Annotated in this window: 15 protein-coding genes and 4 pseudogenes; 4 read left to right on the top strand and 15 right to left on the bottom strand. The window is 62.5% G+C overall.

All coding sequences use genetic code 11. The features are described from left to right. Positions 1-308: 308 nt before the first annotated feature. Genes AB8Z38_RS13790 through AB8Z38_RS13775 form a run of 4 tightly spaced genes read right to left on the bottom strand, consistent with a single transcriptional unit; the run spans position 309 to position 4448 of the window. Positions 309-2561 carry a molybdopterin cofactor-binding domain-containing protein gene (locus AB8Z38_RS13790; protein ID WP_369725680.1) on the bottom strand — a complete coding sequence of 751 codons (2253 nt, stop codon included), beginning with the start codon at positions 2559-2561 and terminating at the stop codon, positions 309-311. Continuing rightward, positions 2558-3052, bottom strand: a complete 495-nt coding sequence (locus AB8Z38_RS13785) for a (2Fe-2S)-binding protein (RefSeq protein ID WP_369725679.1) — start codon at positions 3050-3052, stop codon at positions 2558-2560. Before AB8Z38_RS13785 ends, AB8Z38_RS13790 begins: the two co-directional genes overlap by 4 nt. Then, positions 3049-3375 carry a cytochrome c gene (locus AB8Z38_RS13780; RefSeq protein WP_369726492.1) on the bottom strand — a complete coding sequence of 109 codons (327 nt, stop codon included), beginning with the start codon at positions 3373-3375 and terminating at the stop codon, positions 3049-3051. Before AB8Z38_RS13780 ends, AB8Z38_RS13785 begins: the two co-directional genes overlap by 4 nt. Further along, the gene (locus AB8Z38_RS13775) at positions 3300-4448 is read right to left on the bottom strand and encodes a cytochrome c (protein ID WP_369725678.1); all 1149 of its coding nucleotides are present in this window, start codon (positions 4446-4448) and stop codon (positions 3300-3302) included. Before AB8Z38_RS13775 ends, AB8Z38_RS13780 begins: the two co-directional genes overlap by 76 nt. Positions 4449-4752: 304 nt before the next feature. Here AB8Z38_RS13775 and AB8Z38_RS13770 point away from each other — a divergent pair, with 304 nt between their 5' ends. Next, positions 4753-4935, top strand: coding sequence for a hypothetical protein (locus AB8Z38_RS13770; protein WP_369725677.1), 183 nt, complete (start codon positions 4753-4755; stop codon positions 4933-4935). A gap of 1128 nt (positions 4936-6063) precedes the next feature. Here the strand turns inward: AB8Z38_RS13770 and AB8Z38_RS13765 are convergent. The 4 genes from AB8Z38_RS13765 to AB8Z38_RS13750 form a co-directional block, all read right to left on the bottom strand. Then, positions 6064-6399 (bottom strand): hypothetical protein, encoded by a 336-nt coding sequence (locus AB8Z38_RS13765; RefSeq protein ID WP_369725676.1) that lies wholly within the window; start codon positions 6397-6399, stop codon positions 6064-6066. 40 nt (positions 6400-6439) lie between these two features. Further along, positions 6440-7195 (bottom strand): isochorismatase family protein, encoded by a 756-nt coding sequence (locus AB8Z38_RS13760; protein ID WP_369726491.1) that lies wholly within the window; start codon positions 7193-7195, stop codon positions 6440-6442. A gap of 252 nt (positions 7196-7447) precedes the next feature. Then, the gene (locus tag AB8Z38_RS13755) at positions 7448-8074 is read right to left on the bottom strand and encodes an NYN domain-containing protein (RefSeq protein WP_369726490.1); all 627 of its coding nucleotides are present in this window, start codon (positions 8072-8074) and stop codon (positions 7448-7450) included. Positions 8075-8778: 704 nt separating this feature from the next. Beyond that, a complete protein-coding gene (locus tag AB8Z38_RS13750) occupies positions 8779-9216 on the bottom strand; it encodes an RNA polymerase sigma factor region1.1 domain-containing protein (protein WP_369725675.1) in 438 nt (145 codons plus the stop codon). Between the two features lie 271 nt (positions 9217-9487). On the opposite strand from AB8Z38_RS13750, the pseudogene AB8Z38_RS13745 reads away from it, so the two are divergent. Beyond that, positions 9488-10276: pseudogene (locus tag AB8Z38_RS13745) on the top strand (crotonase/enoyl-CoA hydratase family protein). A 351-nt stretch (positions 10277-10627) separates the two neighbouring features. On the opposite strand, the gene AB8Z38_RS13740 reads toward AB8Z38_RS13745, so the two are convergent. The 7 genes and pseudogenes from AB8Z38_RS13740 to AB8Z38_RS13710 form a co-directional block, all read right to left on the bottom strand. After that, entirely contained in the window at positions 10628-11188 is a 561-nt protein-coding gene (locus AB8Z38_RS13740; RefSeq protein WP_369725674.1) for an NADPH-dependent FMN reductase, read from the bottom strand. A gap of 131 nt (positions 11189-11319) precedes the next feature. Next, entirely contained in the window at positions 11320-11781 is a 462-nt protein-coding gene (locus AB8Z38_RS13735; RefSeq protein WP_369725673.1) for a trimeric intracellular cation channel family protein, read from the bottom strand. Then, entirely contained in the window at positions 11772-11984 is a 213-nt protein-coding gene (locus tag AB8Z38_RS13730; RefSeq protein ID WP_369725672.1) for a trimeric intracellular cation channel family protein, read from the bottom strand. The genes AB8Z38_RS13735 and AB8Z38_RS13730 overlap by 10 nt, the downstream gene beginning before the upstream one ends. A gap of 67 nt (positions 11985-12051) precedes the next feature. Then, positions 12052-13332, bottom strand: coding sequence for a M20 family metallopeptidase (locus AB8Z38_RS13725; protein WP_369725671.1), 1281 nt, complete (start codon positions 13330-13332; stop codon positions 12052-12054). A gap of 604 nt (positions 13333-13936) precedes the next feature. Beyond that, positions 13937-14183 (bottom strand): annotated as a pseudogene (locus AB8Z38_RS13720) (hypothetical protein); the annotation flags it as partial. Between the two features lie 96 nt (positions 14184-14279). Further along, a pseudogene (locus AB8Z38_RS13715) lies at positions 14280-14366 on the bottom strand (glutathione S-transferase); the annotation flags it as partial. Positions 14367-14884: 518 nt separating this feature from the next. Then, a pseudogene (locus AB8Z38_RS13710) lies at positions 14885-15265 on the bottom strand (PRC-barrel domain-containing protein). Between the two features lie 257 nt (positions 15266-15522). Here AB8Z38_RS13710 and AB8Z38_RS13705 point away from each other — a divergent pair. Together AB8Z38_RS13705 and AB8Z38_RS13700 are read left to right on the top strand one after the other, a co-directional pair. After that, positions 15523-15732 (top strand): hypothetical protein, encoded by a 210-nt coding sequence (locus tag AB8Z38_RS13705; RefSeq protein ID WP_369725670.1) that lies wholly within the window; start codon positions 15523-15525, stop codon positions 15730-15732. Between the two features lie 134 nt (positions 15733-15866). Beyond that, positions 15867-16904: a glycosyltransferase family 4 protein gene (locus AB8Z38_RS13700; protein WP_369725669.1), complete on the top strand. Its 1038-nt coding sequence runs from the start codon at positions 15867-15869 to the stop codon at positions 16902-16904. Positions 16905-16986: the final 82 nt, after the last annotated feature.

The raw sequence follows: 16986 nt of genomic DNA, 5'->3' as shown, positions 1-16986 counted from the left end.
CTGATTGTGAGAGGGTGCGGTCGAGGCGAAGAATGAACCCGTCCAGGGAATTGGATTGATCGTGTGTTTGCTCTACCTGAGTCATGGCCGTCCCCCCGACAGAACGCATATAGGGGAGATATGGAGTGGCAGTTTACGAGTAGAGTTAGCAGGGCCTTAATCGGTTCTTGCTGGCGTTCCGAGGCCGGCGTCCCTCCGAGCTGGCGGCCGGCGTGCGGCCTTCAGGAGCATGCGCACAAGGCATGTGGGAAATGGTCTGCGCATGTGAGGGCGTCGATGTTCCTTCCGCTTGATCCAGTGAGACAGCACTAGATCAAGGCTTGCCTGATCCGGTCCCGGCTAAGCGGGAGCTCACGTATCCGCTTGCCGATCGCGTGTGCGACGGCGTTGGCGACGGCACCCACGGCCGGCCCTTGGCCGGTTTCGCCGGCGCCGAGAAAAGGCTGTCCTGGTCGGTCGATCAGATGAACCTCGATGCTCTCGGGTACCTGTGCAAACCGCATGATTGGATAGGTCGCCCAGTCGATGCTGGTGATGCGGGTGTCGTCGAAGCTGACGCTCTCGTAGAGGGTCCAGCTCGTCGACTGCAGGATAGCGCCTTCCACCTGATTGATCAGCCCGTCGGGGTTGACGATCTGCCCGCTATCGACGGCCGCGACTGCCTTAACCAGCTTGGCGCGTCCGCTATCCTGATCGACCTCGACCTCGGCCGCGATCGCGCAATAAGCCGCCAGGTTCTTGTAGCGAGCGAAACCGAACCCGCGGCCACGGCCGGCTGTTTTTTTGAAGTTGCTCCAGCCGAACTTCTCCGCAGCTTTCGATACCACCCCGCGAGCGCGCTCATCCTCGAGGTATTTGAGCCGAAATTGAACGGGATCGGTGCCCGCGGCTTCCGCAAGCTCGTCCATGAAGCTCTCGATCGAGAACACGTTCATGTAGGCGCCGAGTGCGCGAAGCGCGGAGACCCGCAAGGGCATCGCGGGAAGGAAGTGGTGCACGACCCGCGCGTTCGGGAATTTATAAAGTGGGATCGCGTTCCGATCTCCGCCTCCCTCCGGCAGCGGCAGCGGCTTTGGAGGCGGTGCCGGGACCCGGTCCGCCATATGCTGGGCCGCCAGGAGCGCGCCCGCGCCTCCGGGCCGCATGGAGTGGGTGTTGCTCCAGACCTCGTGTTGCCACTCTACGATTGTGCCGTCATCGCCCAAGGACGCGGCCAGATGGGTCACCATCGCCGGTCCATAAGGCTCCCACGCATGCTCTTGTTCACGCATCCATTGAACGCGCACCGGCACGTTGGGGTAGGCACGCGCGATGAGAGCCGCGTCGCCTGCGGCATCGTCAGCTCCGTTGTGTCCGTAGCAGCCGGATCCTTCGGCATGGATGCAGCGGACGTTCTCCTTCGGAAGATGCAGCATCCCGGCGATGGCATCCCGGTCGGGGAAGACGCCCTGGGTGTGGGTCCAGACCGTCACTTGGTCGCCGCTGGCTTCAGCTATCGCACAAGAAGGTCCGATCGAGCCATGCGCGTGATACGGTTTGGTGTATCTGGCCTCGAGTTTTCGCCCACCGCTGCTGCTTCCAGGCTGACCTTGCCTGAGTATTTCGGAGTCCTGGGACGGAAGAGAGAGAATTGCATTCGGTAAGTCGGAGAGCGTCGGCAGCCCCGACTTCTCGTCCCAGCGGGCTGCCGCAGTGAGAAGTCGCATGGCTTCTACCGCCTGGTACTCACTGACAGCGACCACCGCGAGGAAATCGCCGTCCCGCACCACCTTAAGCACGCCAGGCTCCTTTTCGACTGCCTTGGAGTCCACTGATACAAGCTGGGCCTCGTAGCTCGGCGGGCGGACGACACGCGCATGCACCATGCCCGGAGGACGCATATCCTGGACATAGGCGGGGACGCCCGTGACCTTTGCGGTGATATCCACCCGACGGACGGGGGTGTTCATAACGCTGAAGCTGGTCGGGTCCTTCAACGGCGAACTCGGCTGCGCCCGGACATGCAAAATCTCCTCGGAGACCAGCTCGCCGTACGAGAGCTTTCGCCCATCGGCAGCCAACACGAACCCGTCCTTGGCCTCGAGTTGGTGGGGCGGTAGCCCGAGCCGGCGGCCGGCTTCACCGACCAGGATGATCCGGCTCTGTGCTGCAGCATGCATGATGGCAGTGCCGCTGTCCTGCATCGAATGGCTGCCTGCGGTAAATCCTTCGTTCGGAGTGAGGGCGGTATCCGCGGTCTGCAGTTTGAGCGCCTGCAGGGGAACGCTCAGCTGCTCGGCGGCCACTTGCAAAAGTGCGGTCTTGATGCCTTGGCCAAGTTCGGCTTTGCCCGTAAACACCGTGATCCCGCCATCGCCGTCGATGCGGATCCAGCTGTCGAGCAGGGGTGCGTCCTTGAGGCTCCCCGGCAAAGGCGCAGGTCGGGATACGCGCGCGCCTGACTGCACATCCTGGGCCGTGCTGCCTTCCTGCGCGATCGCATGTGCCGCCCCGAAACTGACAACCAGCGCCCCGGCCCCCGCAAGGACACGACGACGAGAAAGAATCACGCTGTCCTTCAAGGTCTGGCCCTCCCGGCGGCGCCCGCCTCCGCTGATTTCATAAGCGCGGCTGCCCGTTTGATCGCCCGCAAGATCCGCATGTGCGTGCCGCAACGACAAAGGTTCGGCTCCATCGCAGATCGGATCTCAGCGTCCGTCGGTTTGGAGTTTTTGACGAGCAGCGCCTGGGCTCGCATCATCATGCCGGCGATACAATATCCGCACTGAGCGGCCTGCTCCTCGATGAACGCCCGCTGCAAGGGCCCTGGAGCTTCCCGAGTGCCGAGCCCTTCGACCGTGGTCACGTTCTTGCCGGCGGCGAGCAGCAAGGGCGTCAAACATGAAAACACCGCTTCTCCGTCGAGCATGACGGTGCATGCGCCGCATTGGCCGAGGCCACACCCGAATTTCGCCCCGTTCAGCGCCAGCTCATCCCGAAGAACATAGAGCAGCGGGGTGTCAGGTTCTGTTTCGAGCTTGTGCTCGTGGCCGTTGACGGTGAGCTTGATCATCTCACCTCCGCTTGGCTTATCACGCCCGAGGCCGGATCAGTCGCGGGTGCGGGGTAAACGCCGAGCTCGAACTTCCCGGCTCGCGCGTCGCGAATTTCCTGATCGATGTTGGTCCAAGTCGAACCATGGCCAAATCGCTGCCGGACGTAGCTCAGCAGCGCTCTCACCTGGTCGTCTGTCATCGCATTGTTGAAGCCCGGCATGATCGGGCTGCGTTGACCATCTGAAGGAGGTAGACCCCAGAGGATCACATTGACGAGATTGCGGGCCGTTGGGCCGTTTGGCCCTGTGCTTCTCGCCAGATTGATTCCGCCATACGGCAGGGGCCGGCTACTCTCGTGGCATGGTGCGCAGGTCGTGACGTAGATGGCCTCCCCTCGGGCTTCTCCTTAGTCGCTTCGCTCGGCGCAGCGCTGTCGCTCGTTGTCGTTGCGCCCTTTCTGACCTCGCCGCTTGTCTGTTCGAGTACGGATCTTCCCCGCTCGGCGCGTTCTGGCGAGGGAGTGCCGAGGACATCTGCGATGTACATGGCGACGGCCGAGAGGTCATCATCTCCCAAAGCGTTTAGGTTGTCGACGACGGGTGCCATCGGGCCGCGTGCGATCCCGTGAGCCTCATGCCAGCCGTGACGAAGATATTCGAAGAGGGCGTCCTTGTCCCATGGGACAGGGGAGGGTGAGTCGACGTCGAGCGCATAGGCTGTCCAGCCTTCGGCCGCACCGCCGTCGTAAGCATGGTTGCCGCGCTCGGCTCCAAGTGCATTCCGCGGTGTGTGACAGCCGCCGCAATGCGAAAGGCCCTCGACAAGGTAGGCCCCTCGATTCCACCTGCCGTCATGTCGCTCATCCGGCTGAAAGCCACCTTTGCGGAAGAAGAGGAGCTTCCAGCCGGCTAAAAGAATCCTCTGATTATACGGAAACCGGAGATCGTTCGCGCGTGGCGTCGCGTGCACCGGCTGGCGCGTCATGAAGTAAGCATAAAGTGCCCTGACGTCCTCTTCGGTGACGTGCGTGAAGTGATCGTAGGGGAATGCCGGATAGAGGTGCCGACCAAGGCGATCCACTCCGTCGTGCATCGCCCTCTGAAACGCCGCTTCCGACCACAGCCCGATCCCGGTTTCCGCGTCGGGTGTAATGTTGGTCGTATAGATGGACCCAAATTGGGTCGGGATGCGCAGTCCGCCCGCGAAACTCGGACCACCCGTTCTGGTGTGGCAGGTGTTGCAATTGCCGACCGCCGCAAGCCGAGCGCCTCGCCGGACAAGCTCCGGATCGAAGCTGGACGGCGGTGCCGGCGCAATTGCCGGAATTTCGGGACGCCAGGCGTACACGCCGAAGCCGCCGGCCGAGAGCACTGCAAGCACGACAACCAAACCGATGAGCCTACGCAAAATCATCTATGCGCTCGCCGAGCCTGAAGCCGACAACGTCGCGCGAAGTAGCGGGTTCCTCTGTCGCTCCCAACGCGCGGTTCCTTGTAGGGGCGCCTAGTCGTCGATGGCGGCGCTCATTTGAGGACAATGGGGAAAGCGGGGACAAAGCGCAGCCCCGGCGAACCGCTTAGCATTCGATAACGCCAACTTGCGGCCGTGTGAGCTCAATCTCCCGGACGAGAGCAGACCGAGGTGCGGTCCTAACAGAACTGATTGTCTTCGAGCGAGCAGTCCAATGAGGAAACTTAACGACCGGACACTAGCGAACATGGATGTTGTCCTCGGCGATGTCTGCCGGCATCTTCCGAACCATGGCGGCGATCACGAAAGCCGAAAATTCGTGGCGGAGCGGCTGCTTCGGGCGGCACGGCGTGGTCAGCATACGCTGACTGCCCTGGAGCTCGTGGCGCGCCTAGCCTTGCAGAAGCTGGCGGCGAAAAAGGTAGCTTGAGCGGCTTTGTCGGGACTGTGGCGCCCAAGTCACCAAAGGCTTGGAGCTTCGGGCTAAGTCGCTTGAGATGAGCGCTTCCATGTACGATGTCTACGTGAATGAGCGAAACGACCTGCTTGTCGTTCCCCGTGGCCGTTCCGTCCCACTTGATTTGAACGGAAGCTGGCGGAAGAAGCGCTCGGTCCGCTCGGTCAGCGCGCAGATCCGGGACGACGTATCTGAGCAAGGCTATCACCCCGGGACCTGACCGCTCGTCCGCGTCTGAAGAGTTCTTCTGCAGGAGCAGGCTCAGTGCGGCTCGATCGAGCCCTCTCCAGCAACGGCGTAGGGTCCTAACGAGGACACTCACGATTGAAATTAGGACACGTATCGGAACGTTGCTGTTGCTGCCACGTTTTCCCGATGCCCTTCCCCGAGGGCGGCTACCGGCCCCAGCTCGCGATCCCCCCGTCGCCCCCAGAGCTGGGGCCATTTCGTAATCGCGGAGGGGAATTAAACACGGGTGATTAACAAATGTGTTGTTCTGCTGTCCCAGCGCAAGGCACCATTTTGATGGTGCGTAGCGGGCGGGGCGGTTATGGACAGGGTCGAGTATGCGTTCGCGGTGACGGCGCTCACCGGGTTTTTAGTCCTCATCGCCGGGATGGCTTGGCTGATGATGGGATAAAGTCATCTCTTGGAGCTCAAAGGTTCCGCCGGGCTTTTGAAAGCACTTGGCTCTGGCGCCACCCGAACGGTGGCTGCACTGATCCAGCCCCGAGTGGGCCCGCTTTCCTCAAGGCGTTAGCAAAAAAAGCGCCGCCTGCTCGAAATTGAGTGCAGGCGGCGGGCTTCCAGCCCGGGGGACTATGCAAACCCCGGCACCTGGTTAGTCGGCACAGCCATGCCAAGGTTCATTGTGCCGAGCGCGACACTCAGGGGGACGCGGCAGGTTCCGGTATAGGAACACCGTGTTACTCCGGATTACACAAACCTGTTGATAGCGCCAGGATGGCTCTTGCCGGGGCTGCAATTTCATTCCGAGCAAATTTGCCGGCAAGGGTCGCGCCAATGCGGCCCTTTCTTAATTCCAGGCTCGCGCAGGGGAATTACGGCGTCACCAAGTTGAGGCTTGAAGTCTGCTTGGCACTAAACAAAACTCTGTTGCGCGCCAGCAGCTTCGGCACGGGATGAATTAGGCGCTGCCGCGAACAGATCCCTTTTGCAGGGCAGGCCCTTCAATTCATGCGATCCGCGTTCGCTGAAATGCAATCCCGCTCCAGCGACGAGATCGGTGACCACGCGTGAAACCAGCACTTCGTCGGGCGCTGACTGCGCCATCACGCGGCACGCGGCATGGACCGCGATGCCGCCGATGTCGTCGCCCCGCAGTTCGATCTCGCCGGTGTGCAGGCCCGTGCGCATGGGCAGTCCGATCTGTGAGTGGCACTGCTGAACGAAAGCGCGCACCAGATAGCGCGGCATGGGCCATCGAACGTGGCCAGCACTCCGTCGCCCGTCGACTTCACCAGCACGCTTCGGTGACGCTCGATCGTTTGGCGCGCGAGCGCGTCGTGTTCGTCCAATCGGCTCCGCCACCGCTGATCGCCGAGTTCGGCCGCCTGCCGCGTCGAGTCGACGATGTCGGTGACATCAGCGTCGCCAGGATCCGCTCGAGCCCGCGGCTCACCGGGTCTTTATGACCGGTCACGAACTCCTCGATGTCGCCGACTAGTGTCTCGGTATCGCCCGTCCAGAAGCCATGGTCGCCTTCGGGATATTCGATGTAGCGTGCGCCCGGGATTTGCGTCGCCAGTTGGCGGCCAAGTTCGACCGGGACCACGATGTCGGTGACACGGTGCAGAACCAGCGTCGGGACCTGAACGGTCAGCAGAACCGAGGTGACATCGATTTGCGCATTGAGCAGCACACCGTCAGGTCCGACTCTGTCGAAACTCCAGGTGGCGTCCCGAACCAGACGTACATCGAATCCGAGATTGCCGGCCATTCTGGATGCGGTTTCGACGCAGCGGTTGGTTGTGGCGCCGCAAATCACGATGGTACCGATGTTCGAAGCCTTTAGGCGCTCCTCCAGGTCCGTTCCAATGAAAGCGCTGTTCACTTTTTTGACGATTACGGGTTCGCCCGGATGTTCTCGCGCCTCCTCTTTGACGCAGAAGCCGCTGCGATCCCTTCGAAAGCGCGAATTTGCACCGGCCCCTCGTGACGGACGTGGACGATCGGCAACCGACGGCGCGTGAAGAAGCGAAGAAGGTCCGATATCCGATCGATGGCCTGAGGGTTATTGCGACGAAGCCCCGAGAGCTCCCACTCGTCGAAAGCCTTCTGAACGTCCACCACAAGCACGACGGTAGGGCTGTGCGTTTCCATCTAATACCGATCGAGCAACAAAGGGCGCCTCGTCAGGATGGTGGGCGCTCCCCGAAGGTTAGAATGCCTCTACTCGGGTAAGACGAGCGAAAATTTTTCATCTTGAGGGGGGACTCGCGGCGGCGCCGGCGAGGTAGTTGGACTAAGGGATGAGTTGGTCCGGCTTCACGGGCGGGGCCGCCTTGGCGCGCCGCAGCGGCCCGGCCCCGACGTTGCGGCGTTCGCCGGAAGCCGGGCGTTCAGGAGGGTCTCGGCTGACTTTGGTTCGCAGCACGGTGAGGTCGGTGAATACGTCCGCCTGGCGGCGGAGCTCGTCGGCGACCATCGGCGGCTGCGTGGAGGTGGTGGACACCACGGTCACTCGAACGCCGCGGCGCTGCACAGCCACGACCAGCGAACGGAAGTCGCCGTCCCCGGAAAACAGGACCATCTCGTCCAGTTCGCCCGCGAGCTCCATCGCGGCTACCGCGAGTTCGATGTCCATATTGCCCTTGAGCTTGCGCCGTCCGAGCGCGTCGACGAATTCCTTCGCAGGCTTGCTGACGACGGTGTAGCCGTTGTAATCGAGCCAATCGAGCAGCGGCCGGATGGACGAGAATTCCTGATCCTCGAGCAAGGCGGTATAGTAAAGGGCGCGGACCAAGGTCCCGCGGCTCTGGAATTCGTTCAAAAGACGCTTGTAGTCGATCTCGAAGCCAAGGCTGCGTGCGGTGGCGTGAAGATTGGCGCCATCGATGAACACCGCAATCCTGCTGGGGGTCGACGACATTGCAGCCAGCTCGCATTCGGTCGGGTGGCGGAAGCCGCCCGACCGGCTCAGGTTCAAAAACATGGAAGATTGAATGGGGCGGCGCTGCCTCGGCCGCTTGCCCGCGTCCTTCCGTTGCAAAAGGATGCGAGCTCCGACCAAAAGAGGCTATATCCGATCGCCTGAGCTTTCAAAGCTTTTTTCACGAACGCTTGAACCGGAGTAGCGATGCCGGCACTACTTGGCAGCTGCCATGGTTTAATCGCGTTCGATGCCGCACGAGCTACCTCTTTTTGACATTCGCCTGAGAAGTCGTCGCCGGGCGTGCAGGTGGTATCTGTGCACGACCGACGGTCGTACCATCATGCAGGGCTCGGAGGGTAGCCGGACGGCCGCCACGTACCAGGCCAATCGCGCGCTTTTTCTGATGCTGCTGGCTTCGTCTTTTTCGATCAGCGAAGCTTGATCTGGGCTGGGACTCTCTCGCGCCCTGAATGGGGCCTAGACCGCGGCCGCGGATACCAGATCGAGCTCTCAGTGAAATTAGGGATGGCCGGGCGCTCGGACGTAGTGCTGCGCCCCCGCTCCGGCGACTGACCCGGTTTGCGCGGCGGCGCACTCGCCCCGCCATCGCCAACTCGCGCGCAAATTGCCGCGAGACCCTGGTGTTCTCCGTGAGCGAAAAAGCTTCGGAGTGCGAGCGAGCGGCGCGAAAGCGTTCGGGCTCACCGCAACATCCAGACCAGGATGGCGGCCAGAGCGCAGACGACTACGCCTGCCGACAGAACAACAACCGTCACTGACCGGGAGTGCTCGCGAGATCGGACCGGAACTGGTTGTTCGGGCAGACTGCGCGATGGCTGAGGAGAAAGATCGGTTCTTGGAGCCGTCGTGTTGACCGGGCCGCCGGCGGATCGATCGAACCGCGCTGCGGCTCCGGGTCGTGCCGAACCGGTTAGCAGGCCCGGGTCTACCACCACCTCAATGCCTTTGTCTTCAAGATAGGCGATCGCTCTTCCGACTTCCTCCTCGCTCATCTGGTTGATCGGAAGCGATTCGCGAATTTCGTCTATGCTCAGTGTGCCTCGGAGTTGGCCGAGGGCGGCGAGATCCCGAAGCGAGCGGTTTGCGGATTGAGAGCCGTTGGCGGATCGCAGGTTCATGGGGTCTCCCGCCCGCTCCATTACCGCGGGTGCGCATGCGTGGTTCAACGCTGCTCGACGCCAGTCGTTCGATGGAACTGTACGCTGGAGGACCTTTTGTGCCTGGTCGCCCTACCTGTGCTTCTCGCAGGAGGGGCTGCGGCTTTCCTACAAATCAGTTTTTTGGGGTGCACGGGCTTCGCCCTCCGAGGGGGACGGGTTCGGCCCAGGGGCTGCTGGACCGCGCTTGCGGCGTAGTCCGCACCTGATCAAACGACGAAATGGATCTTGAATGGAAGAGTTGGTGCTTCGTGAAACGAAAGGGCGGGTCGTTCTTGTGACTCTCAACGACCCGAGAAACTAAATGCGCTGAACTACGCCCTGATCGACCACCTAGTGCAATTGCTCGACCGGATCGAAGATGACCCGACCGTCTGCGCCGTCATCCTGACGGGGGCAGGGCGCGCGTTTTCGGCTGGGGCCGACATTGCGGAATTTTCGGAGAGCGTCAAAGCAGGCCCCGATGCTGCCGTAAAGGCATTTGTCCGCCGCGGCCAAGGCCTTACTGCCCGCCTGGAGGCATTTCCAAAACCAGTGATCGCGGCCGTCAACGGAACAACATTTGGCGGCGGTTGCGAAATTACCGAAGCAGTTCATCTGGCGGTCGCCAGTGACCGAGCCACGTTTGCCAAGCCTGAGATCAACATCGGGATTCCACCGAGGTTCGGCGGGACCCAACGCCTACCCCGGTTGGCCGGTCGTAAGCGAGCCCTCGAGTACCTGCTCACGGGAGATACGTTTTCGGCGCAACGCGCCTTCGACATGGGACTCGTCAACCGGATTGTACCTCATGAGCAGTTGTTGCCGGAGGCATTTGGTCTCGCTGAAAGGATATTGCGTCATTCTCCGCTTGCGGCTTCCCGCATCATCACCGCCGGCACTCGAGGCTTGAATGCGTCCATCGCGGAAGGGCTTGCCATCGAACGCGAGCAATTTGCGCGCATGGTTCCGACAGACGATCTTCGCGAGGCGCTCAACGCCTGGCTTGCAACGTCGCACGCCTCGCTACAAAGGGCAGTAGTCTCTTGCAAGGAAGCGGAGGCTGAACCTTCCCAGGACCGAAGCCTGTCACTCGGCTTGCAATACGAGGGTCAAATTTGCAATCCGATTGACACATCAGCTTCTTCGCGATCGACGGCGCAGAGAATCCTACCTGTCGGTAATTCGGGCGGCCCCATCGAAGGCAGTCGCATCAAGCTGACTGAGAAAGACAGCGGAGAAGCCAGCCACAAGGGCCATCACCATTCATCGAGAATGGTCTCGCCGAGGTCGGGGTGACGAGGTTCGACTGTCAGCCAACACGGACCTGGCCGTGATGCCGGAGGAGGAAAATAGAAGGGAGCGAATCCCGCAGGGGCTGCCTCCGACGAGTCTACGATTTGGAGTTGGCGGCGACCCACGCCGCATAGGCGTTCATGAAATTCTGCAGGAACTTCCCGGTATCGGGATTGCTCAGCTTCCCTTTCTGATCGAACAACTTGTCGGCTTGACCGAGATACGCTTCGGGCTGCTGCATTGCCGGGATGTTCAGAAACACGAACGTCTGCCGCAAGTGATGATTGGCGCCGAAGCCTCCTATCGCGCTCGGCGACGCGCTAACGACCGCGCCGGGTTTGCCGTTCCACACGCTCTTCCCATAAGGTCTGGACCCGACGTCCAAGGCGTTCTTGAGAGCAGCCGGAATGGAGCGATTGTACTCGGGCGTCACGAACAGGACCGCGTTGCAGCCCGCGATGCGTTCGCGGAACGCCGTCCACTCGGCCGACGGCTGGTCGTCGAGATCCTGATTGTAAAGCTGTAGTTGCCCGATTTCGACGATGCCTAGCTTCAGCTCCGCGGGCGCCAGTTCCATGAGCGTGTTCGCGACCATGCGATTGATCGACCCCTTCCGCAGGCTGCCCACGATCACGGCTACGTCTGTCGTCTTGGCCATTGCGATCTCTCCAGTTCTCAGTCGTCATCCAATCTTCACCGTCAACATGGTGATCGATCCGCCTTCGACACCCCCTGCCAACTTTGTCATTCTCAACTCCGCTGGGCCGTGAGTTCCGCAGCGGACGCCACCTAGCGCCGCTCGGCGGTCTTCGAGTCTTCCTTCTGGATCCCGGGGTCCCCTCGTTCGGCCCCTTTCGCGACCGGAAGCCGCCAGCCCCGTTTGATCGCCATGACGCGAAGCAGGAAGCACGAAATCAGCGCCGCCACCGCGACGGGTGCGACCGGCAGCAACAGCACATGACCGATCACCACGATGGCCGCCGCTGCCAGCGCCGCCACTGCGTAAAGATCTGCGCGCAGCACGGTCGGGATCTCGGCGAGCAGCACGTCGCGCACCATACCGCCGCCGATCCCGGTGACCATCCCAAGCACCGTCGCCATCACCGGATTAAGCCCGAACGACAGTGCCTTGGACGAGCCCGTGACGGCGAAAAGCGCGAGCCCCGCCGCATCGAACACCAGCACCGCATTCGACATCCGCACGATGAGGGACGAGAAGTAGAAGGTGACGAGACCGGCGATCAGCGACACGCCGAGGTAGCGCCAGTCGCCGACCGCCCCGGGGGCACCGAGCCGATCAGAAGATCGCGGGTGATGCCTCCCGAATTTCCCGCCGCAAAGGACAAGACCATGACTCCGAACAGGTCGAGTCCGCGCCTGGTCCCCGCCAGCGCGCCGCTCAGCGCGAAGACGAACGTTCCAGTCAGGTCGAGCACGAGGGGAAGCTTGTCCATGACGCAGCTTCCCTGCCTCACGAGAGGATGAACGTGCGTCGGTCAGTCAAGACGATGCCTCGCATTTCTACGCCGGCAGCCAGGCGCGGGCCGCGACCACCAGCGCTTCGACGCCGGTCTCCAACGTGGGATGGAGAACGGGCGCGAATTTCGGGCTATGGTTCACCGGAAGTTCGTTGATCTTGTTCGCCGCCTTGGCCTTCGCATAAGTATCCGGATCGGTGCCGCCGACGAACCAGAACACCGAAGGCACGTGCCACTCCGCACCGAATGATCCGAAATCCTCGCTGGCAGGGGCCGGCCCCGTTGGCCGCACACGCTCGGCACCGAAGTATCCCCGAAATGCGTCAACCACCCGGCTGGTGGCTTCTTGGTTGTTCAAGTTCAGAGGGTAGTGGTCGAGGGTCGTGATCTCGGGCGGTCGCGGCGCTCCTGAAGCCGCTGCCTCGGCGTTGGCGATCCGCTCGATCGCAGCCAGGACGCGCGTGCGCACTCCCGCGTCGAAGGTCCGGACGTTGAGTTTGATGATCGCCTCGTCTGGAATGACGTTTTCCTTGGTGCCGGCCTGCAGGACGCCAATGGTCAGCACGGCCGCCTCGGCCGCGGCCACTTCGCGCGAGACGATCGTCTGCAGCCGCAGCACGGTCGAGGCAGCCATGACCACGGGATCGATGCTGGCCTGCGGCATCGAGCCGTGCGCACCGCGTCCGAACAGGCGAATCTGCAGGCTGTCCGCGGCCGAAGTGATCGCGCCGGCGCGCCCGGCAACGGTACCCGCAGGTCCCACCATGACATGCTGACCGAGTACAACGTCGGGCTTGGGGAAGCGCTTGAACAGACCGTCGTCGATCATGGCCTGCGCACCTTCGGCCGTCTCTTCCGCCGGCTGGAAGACAGCCATGAGCGTGCCCCGCCAGGAGCTCTTGGCATCGGCCATTAGCTTGGTGGCCCCCGCCAGCCAGGTGACATGCATGTCGTGGCCGCACATATGCGACACGGGGACGGTATTGCCGTCTCGATCGGTGGCGGTCGCCTTGCTCGCGTAAGGAAGACCCGTCGCTTCCTGAACGGGTAGTGCGTCCATGTCGGCGCGCAGCATGACGGTCGCGCCATCGCCATTGCGAAGGATTCCGACCACTCCCGTCTTTCCGACGCCCGACGTCACTTCGAAGCCCGCCGACCTGAGCCGGTCTGCCGCCAGTTTCGCAGTGCGCGTCTCCTGCATCGATAATTCGGGGTGCGAATGGACATCCTTGTAGAGGTCGGCCAAATCGGGGAGCACGGCATCCAGATTGCGCAGCGCCGGATCGGGGGAGCTGCCTCTGTGGGTGTTCATGGATCTCTCCATCGCAGACTGTTTAGGCCGCGCGTCGGTCGAGGACCGCTTGTCGTCTGTACCTGAGCGAAAGAACGCCGCAGCAAAATGTCTTCGCAGCCCGGAAGCTCCGGCGTTGACGAGCAGCCGTCGACATTCTGCACCCGTCTTCCCTTGCCTACAATGTCAACCAGCCCGTCGGACGTAATGTTTGCCGGTTCCAACTCTGGATCGGGTTCACTCGAGCGTATGATGGCAAAGATCGGGTCATGCACGGAGTAGGTGCGCGATCCGGGTTTGCGGAACAGGGTCAGGAGCGGCGGCGGATCGCCGGTATCTTGGCCGCACCCCATCTCGGACGCGGCTTCGATCGTAGTGCGTCGTGACCCCAGATCACCGGAGCGAGGTTCCCGACCGCTCGATCCTGTACACCCTCATTTGCGATCGGAAGCCACACCAAAGACTTCGGTACGCCGGGAGTGAGCGAGCATTGCTACTTCATGGGTGATGTCGGCCAGCCCAGACACTCGATGGGCAGGCACGCCAAGCTGATCCGGAGTTCGGACGTGCGGGACGATCTGAGCGCGCTATGAGCGCGCGCCTGCGGAGGTCGTTATTCCGTAGACTTGGTGGCGACCTACTTGCCGCTGAGGGACAGACTGATGCGGGTGACGACGTCGTCCCAGGCGTGCTCTTGTTGCGCGGGATAGTTGATCAGCACGCAATGGACCAGCCGCCCCGAGAAGTTGCAGCGGTCGTAGAAAACCTTGTCCCTTGTAGCTGGAAACCGCGAAGAAGCGCGGCGTCACCCGCTTGTACTGGATGCGGGAAGGCGGGTGCCTCTTCGCCAGAAACGCGGCGGGTGAGTCGTTCGGCGCGGTCTCGCTGATGACCGCAGAAGGCATCATGCTGGCCAGGAGTCGCGACGACGATGGCGCCTATGTCGGACGCGACATGTCGGGCTCGCCGTTGTTCCGCACCATGTAACGATACGTGGCCATATAGCTGCTGAGCTTGTGATTGTCCCAGAAGAGTCAGCGGAGAACTTCGAACTTCGTTCTGGGCGTACCGCTTGGCGAACTCCAGCAACCGACGTCGGGTGAACGGATCGGCCCTCTCGGCGATGGCCCGGACCCGCTGGGCCAAACCGTGATAGAATTCCTGCTCCATGACGCACCCCCACAACATCACTGCCCAGAGTTGAGATGCGTGCGGTCGTGGAGTCAAGCGGTGCCGGCTGGCGCCGACGCCGCGGCATTTTCCGCGAACCGTCTTGAGATCGCAATGTCGGCGGACGTAGACTGGCCAGCGCAGGGGAAATCAGATGCCAGTGTTCGATCCCGTCCGGAAGGCGTGCGCCCGGCGTGCGGCAGGCCTATGAAGGCTGTGCCCGACGATGCTCGGGAGGGTAGGTCACGGTATGTCTGCACCAATTGCGACGACGACCCGCTGCACGACCCGGCGGCCCTCAAATGGGCGGAGGGGCCGTTGCGCCCGCCAGAGCAGTAGGCCGACAGGAGCTGCAGCAGACGGCACGCCGGGTCGGCGCGCAACGGTGGGTCCGGGCCCGTCTACGGCGCTCATCTCATGGGGCCGGAATGCCCCGGTAGTAGTCGTCCACCGAGCGGGCGACCGACGGGTCCGACCAATTCCAGCTGCTCTCGTCGCTGTACTTTGGCGCGCCTCTCAGCTGACTGTCGCTGATCCCGGTCACGTAGCCGCCAAGGCTGGTGTCGTATTTCAGCGATTGCCACGGAAGCGGGTAATGGTCGTCTCCGATTCCGAGAAGCCGCCAAAGCCCAGCACCGCGTAGGCGACTTTGCCGCTGATCTTGTCGATCATCACCCGTTCGATCGAGCCAATGCGCTTGACTGTCGGCCCCATAGACTGCGGTCCCTTCGACCTTGTCGCTGTCGATCAGATTTCCTGTTTCTCGTTCTTCGTAGGCCGTGCGAGATCTCCTCAGATAACTGGGAGCAACCTGGGGCAGTTTCGCTCGTTCGTAACTGAAGCTGTGTGACCGTCGGGTGCTGCTGCAGGATGCCTGCATGCGATTGGGCTGGAGTCTGCACGCCGATCGGTGTCGATGTCGGGCCTGCCCTCGATCGGGGCCGGATGAACCCAGCGCCGGCAGCACTGGCGAGCCGCAAGCTTCGGGAAAAACCGGAAACTTTCCCGAGCAGGTCGAGTTGCCCCATCGGGTCTAGTCGCCGGAGCGCGCGAATGGTGGACGAGGTTACAGTGAGAACGGCCGCGGAGACGGCCTGGTCGATCTTCCGGGCGAAGCATCCGGGGATCGATGCCTCGGATAGTCGCCGCTGCCTGCTCGATCGCCATCTTGAGAAGAGAGGACGGGAGCCGGGGAGCGACGCCGAAGAACTCGCAAGCTTCGGACTGGCCTACCTGCATCGCCTTCCCGCCGACGAATGCTGAGTCGCATAAAGATGCTGGTTGGGCGCGTTGCCCGCGGAAGCACGCGGCCAGGTTGGACCCTGCTGGCGATCTCGTCTCTGATCTCAGCTACGGTCGTGCTGGGTCTGCGATGCGCGTTCGGAGCCTAGTGGCAGATGCGCATCGCCCAGCTCGCGCCGCTCGCCGAAAGCGTCCCTCCCAAGCTTTACGGCGGCACGGAGCGCGTGATCGCTTGGCTGGTGGACGAACTGGTGGAGCTCGGACACGATGTCACCCTTTTTGCGAGCGGCGACTCCCGGACAAACGGCAAGCTTCACCCCGTTTGGCCGCGCGCGCTACGCCTCGGGCGAAAGGGCGCAGACCCGAACGCGGCCTGCACTCTCCTGATCGAAGCCATGGCCAAGCGCGCCGGCGATTTCGACGTGATCCACTCCCACGTCGATTGGCTGCCGCTTCCCCTGCTGCGCAGGACTGGCGTGCCGTTTCTCGCGACGATGCACGGCCGCTTGGACCTGCCGGGGCTATCCGAGGTCGTCCGGGAGTTCCCTGAAGCGGCCTTCGTTTCGATTTCCGAACATCAGCGACTACCGCTTCCGGAGGCAAACTGGATCGGCACGATCCCCCACGGACTGCCGCCGCGATCGTTTCAGCCGTCCTACGAAGGGGGATCGTATCTGGCGTTTCTCGGTCGCCTGAGCGTGGACAAGGGTCCGGAGGACGCGATCCGCATCGCGCGTGCCGCCGGGATGCCTTTGCGCATCGCCGCCAAGATACCGCGAGCCGAGACAGCGTATTTCAGGAAGCGGCTGGAGCCCCACGTCGATGGCGAGAACGTCCATCTCGTCGGCGAGGTGGACGAAGCCAGGAAGCAGCCGTTCCTCGCCGGCGCCGCTGCCTTGTTGTTTCCGATCAAGTGGCCGGAGCCGTTCGGCCTCGTCATGATCGAGGCGATGGCCTGTGGAACGCCCGTGATCGCTTATCGCTTCGGGTCCGTGCCCGAAGTGATCGAGGATGGCGTGACCGGCTTCATCGTCGACGACGAGGCGCAGGCCATCAGCGCGGTGAAGGAATTGGGGCGGCTGGACAGAAGGAGGATCCGTGCGCGTTTCGAGGAGCGTTTCGCCGCAAGCCGGATGGCGAGAGAGTACGAAATTCAGTACCGCAAGCTGATCGCTCGCGCCGACGTGCGCTAGAATGCCTTCCACCCATACAGAGAGCCAAGGATTCGGAAGACGTTGTAGACGGCGCTAGTCAGCGGCCGAAAACGACGAGCGG

Origin of the sequence: Bradyrhizobium sp. LLZ17, assembly GCF_041200145.1 — a bacterium.
Lineage (GTDB): Bacteria > Pseudomonadota > Alphaproteobacteria > Rhizobiales > Xanthobacteraceae > Bradyrhizobium.
The sequence above is the reverse complement of the archived record's forward strand: the minus strand, read 5'-3'. Positions and strand labels throughout refer to the sequence as shown.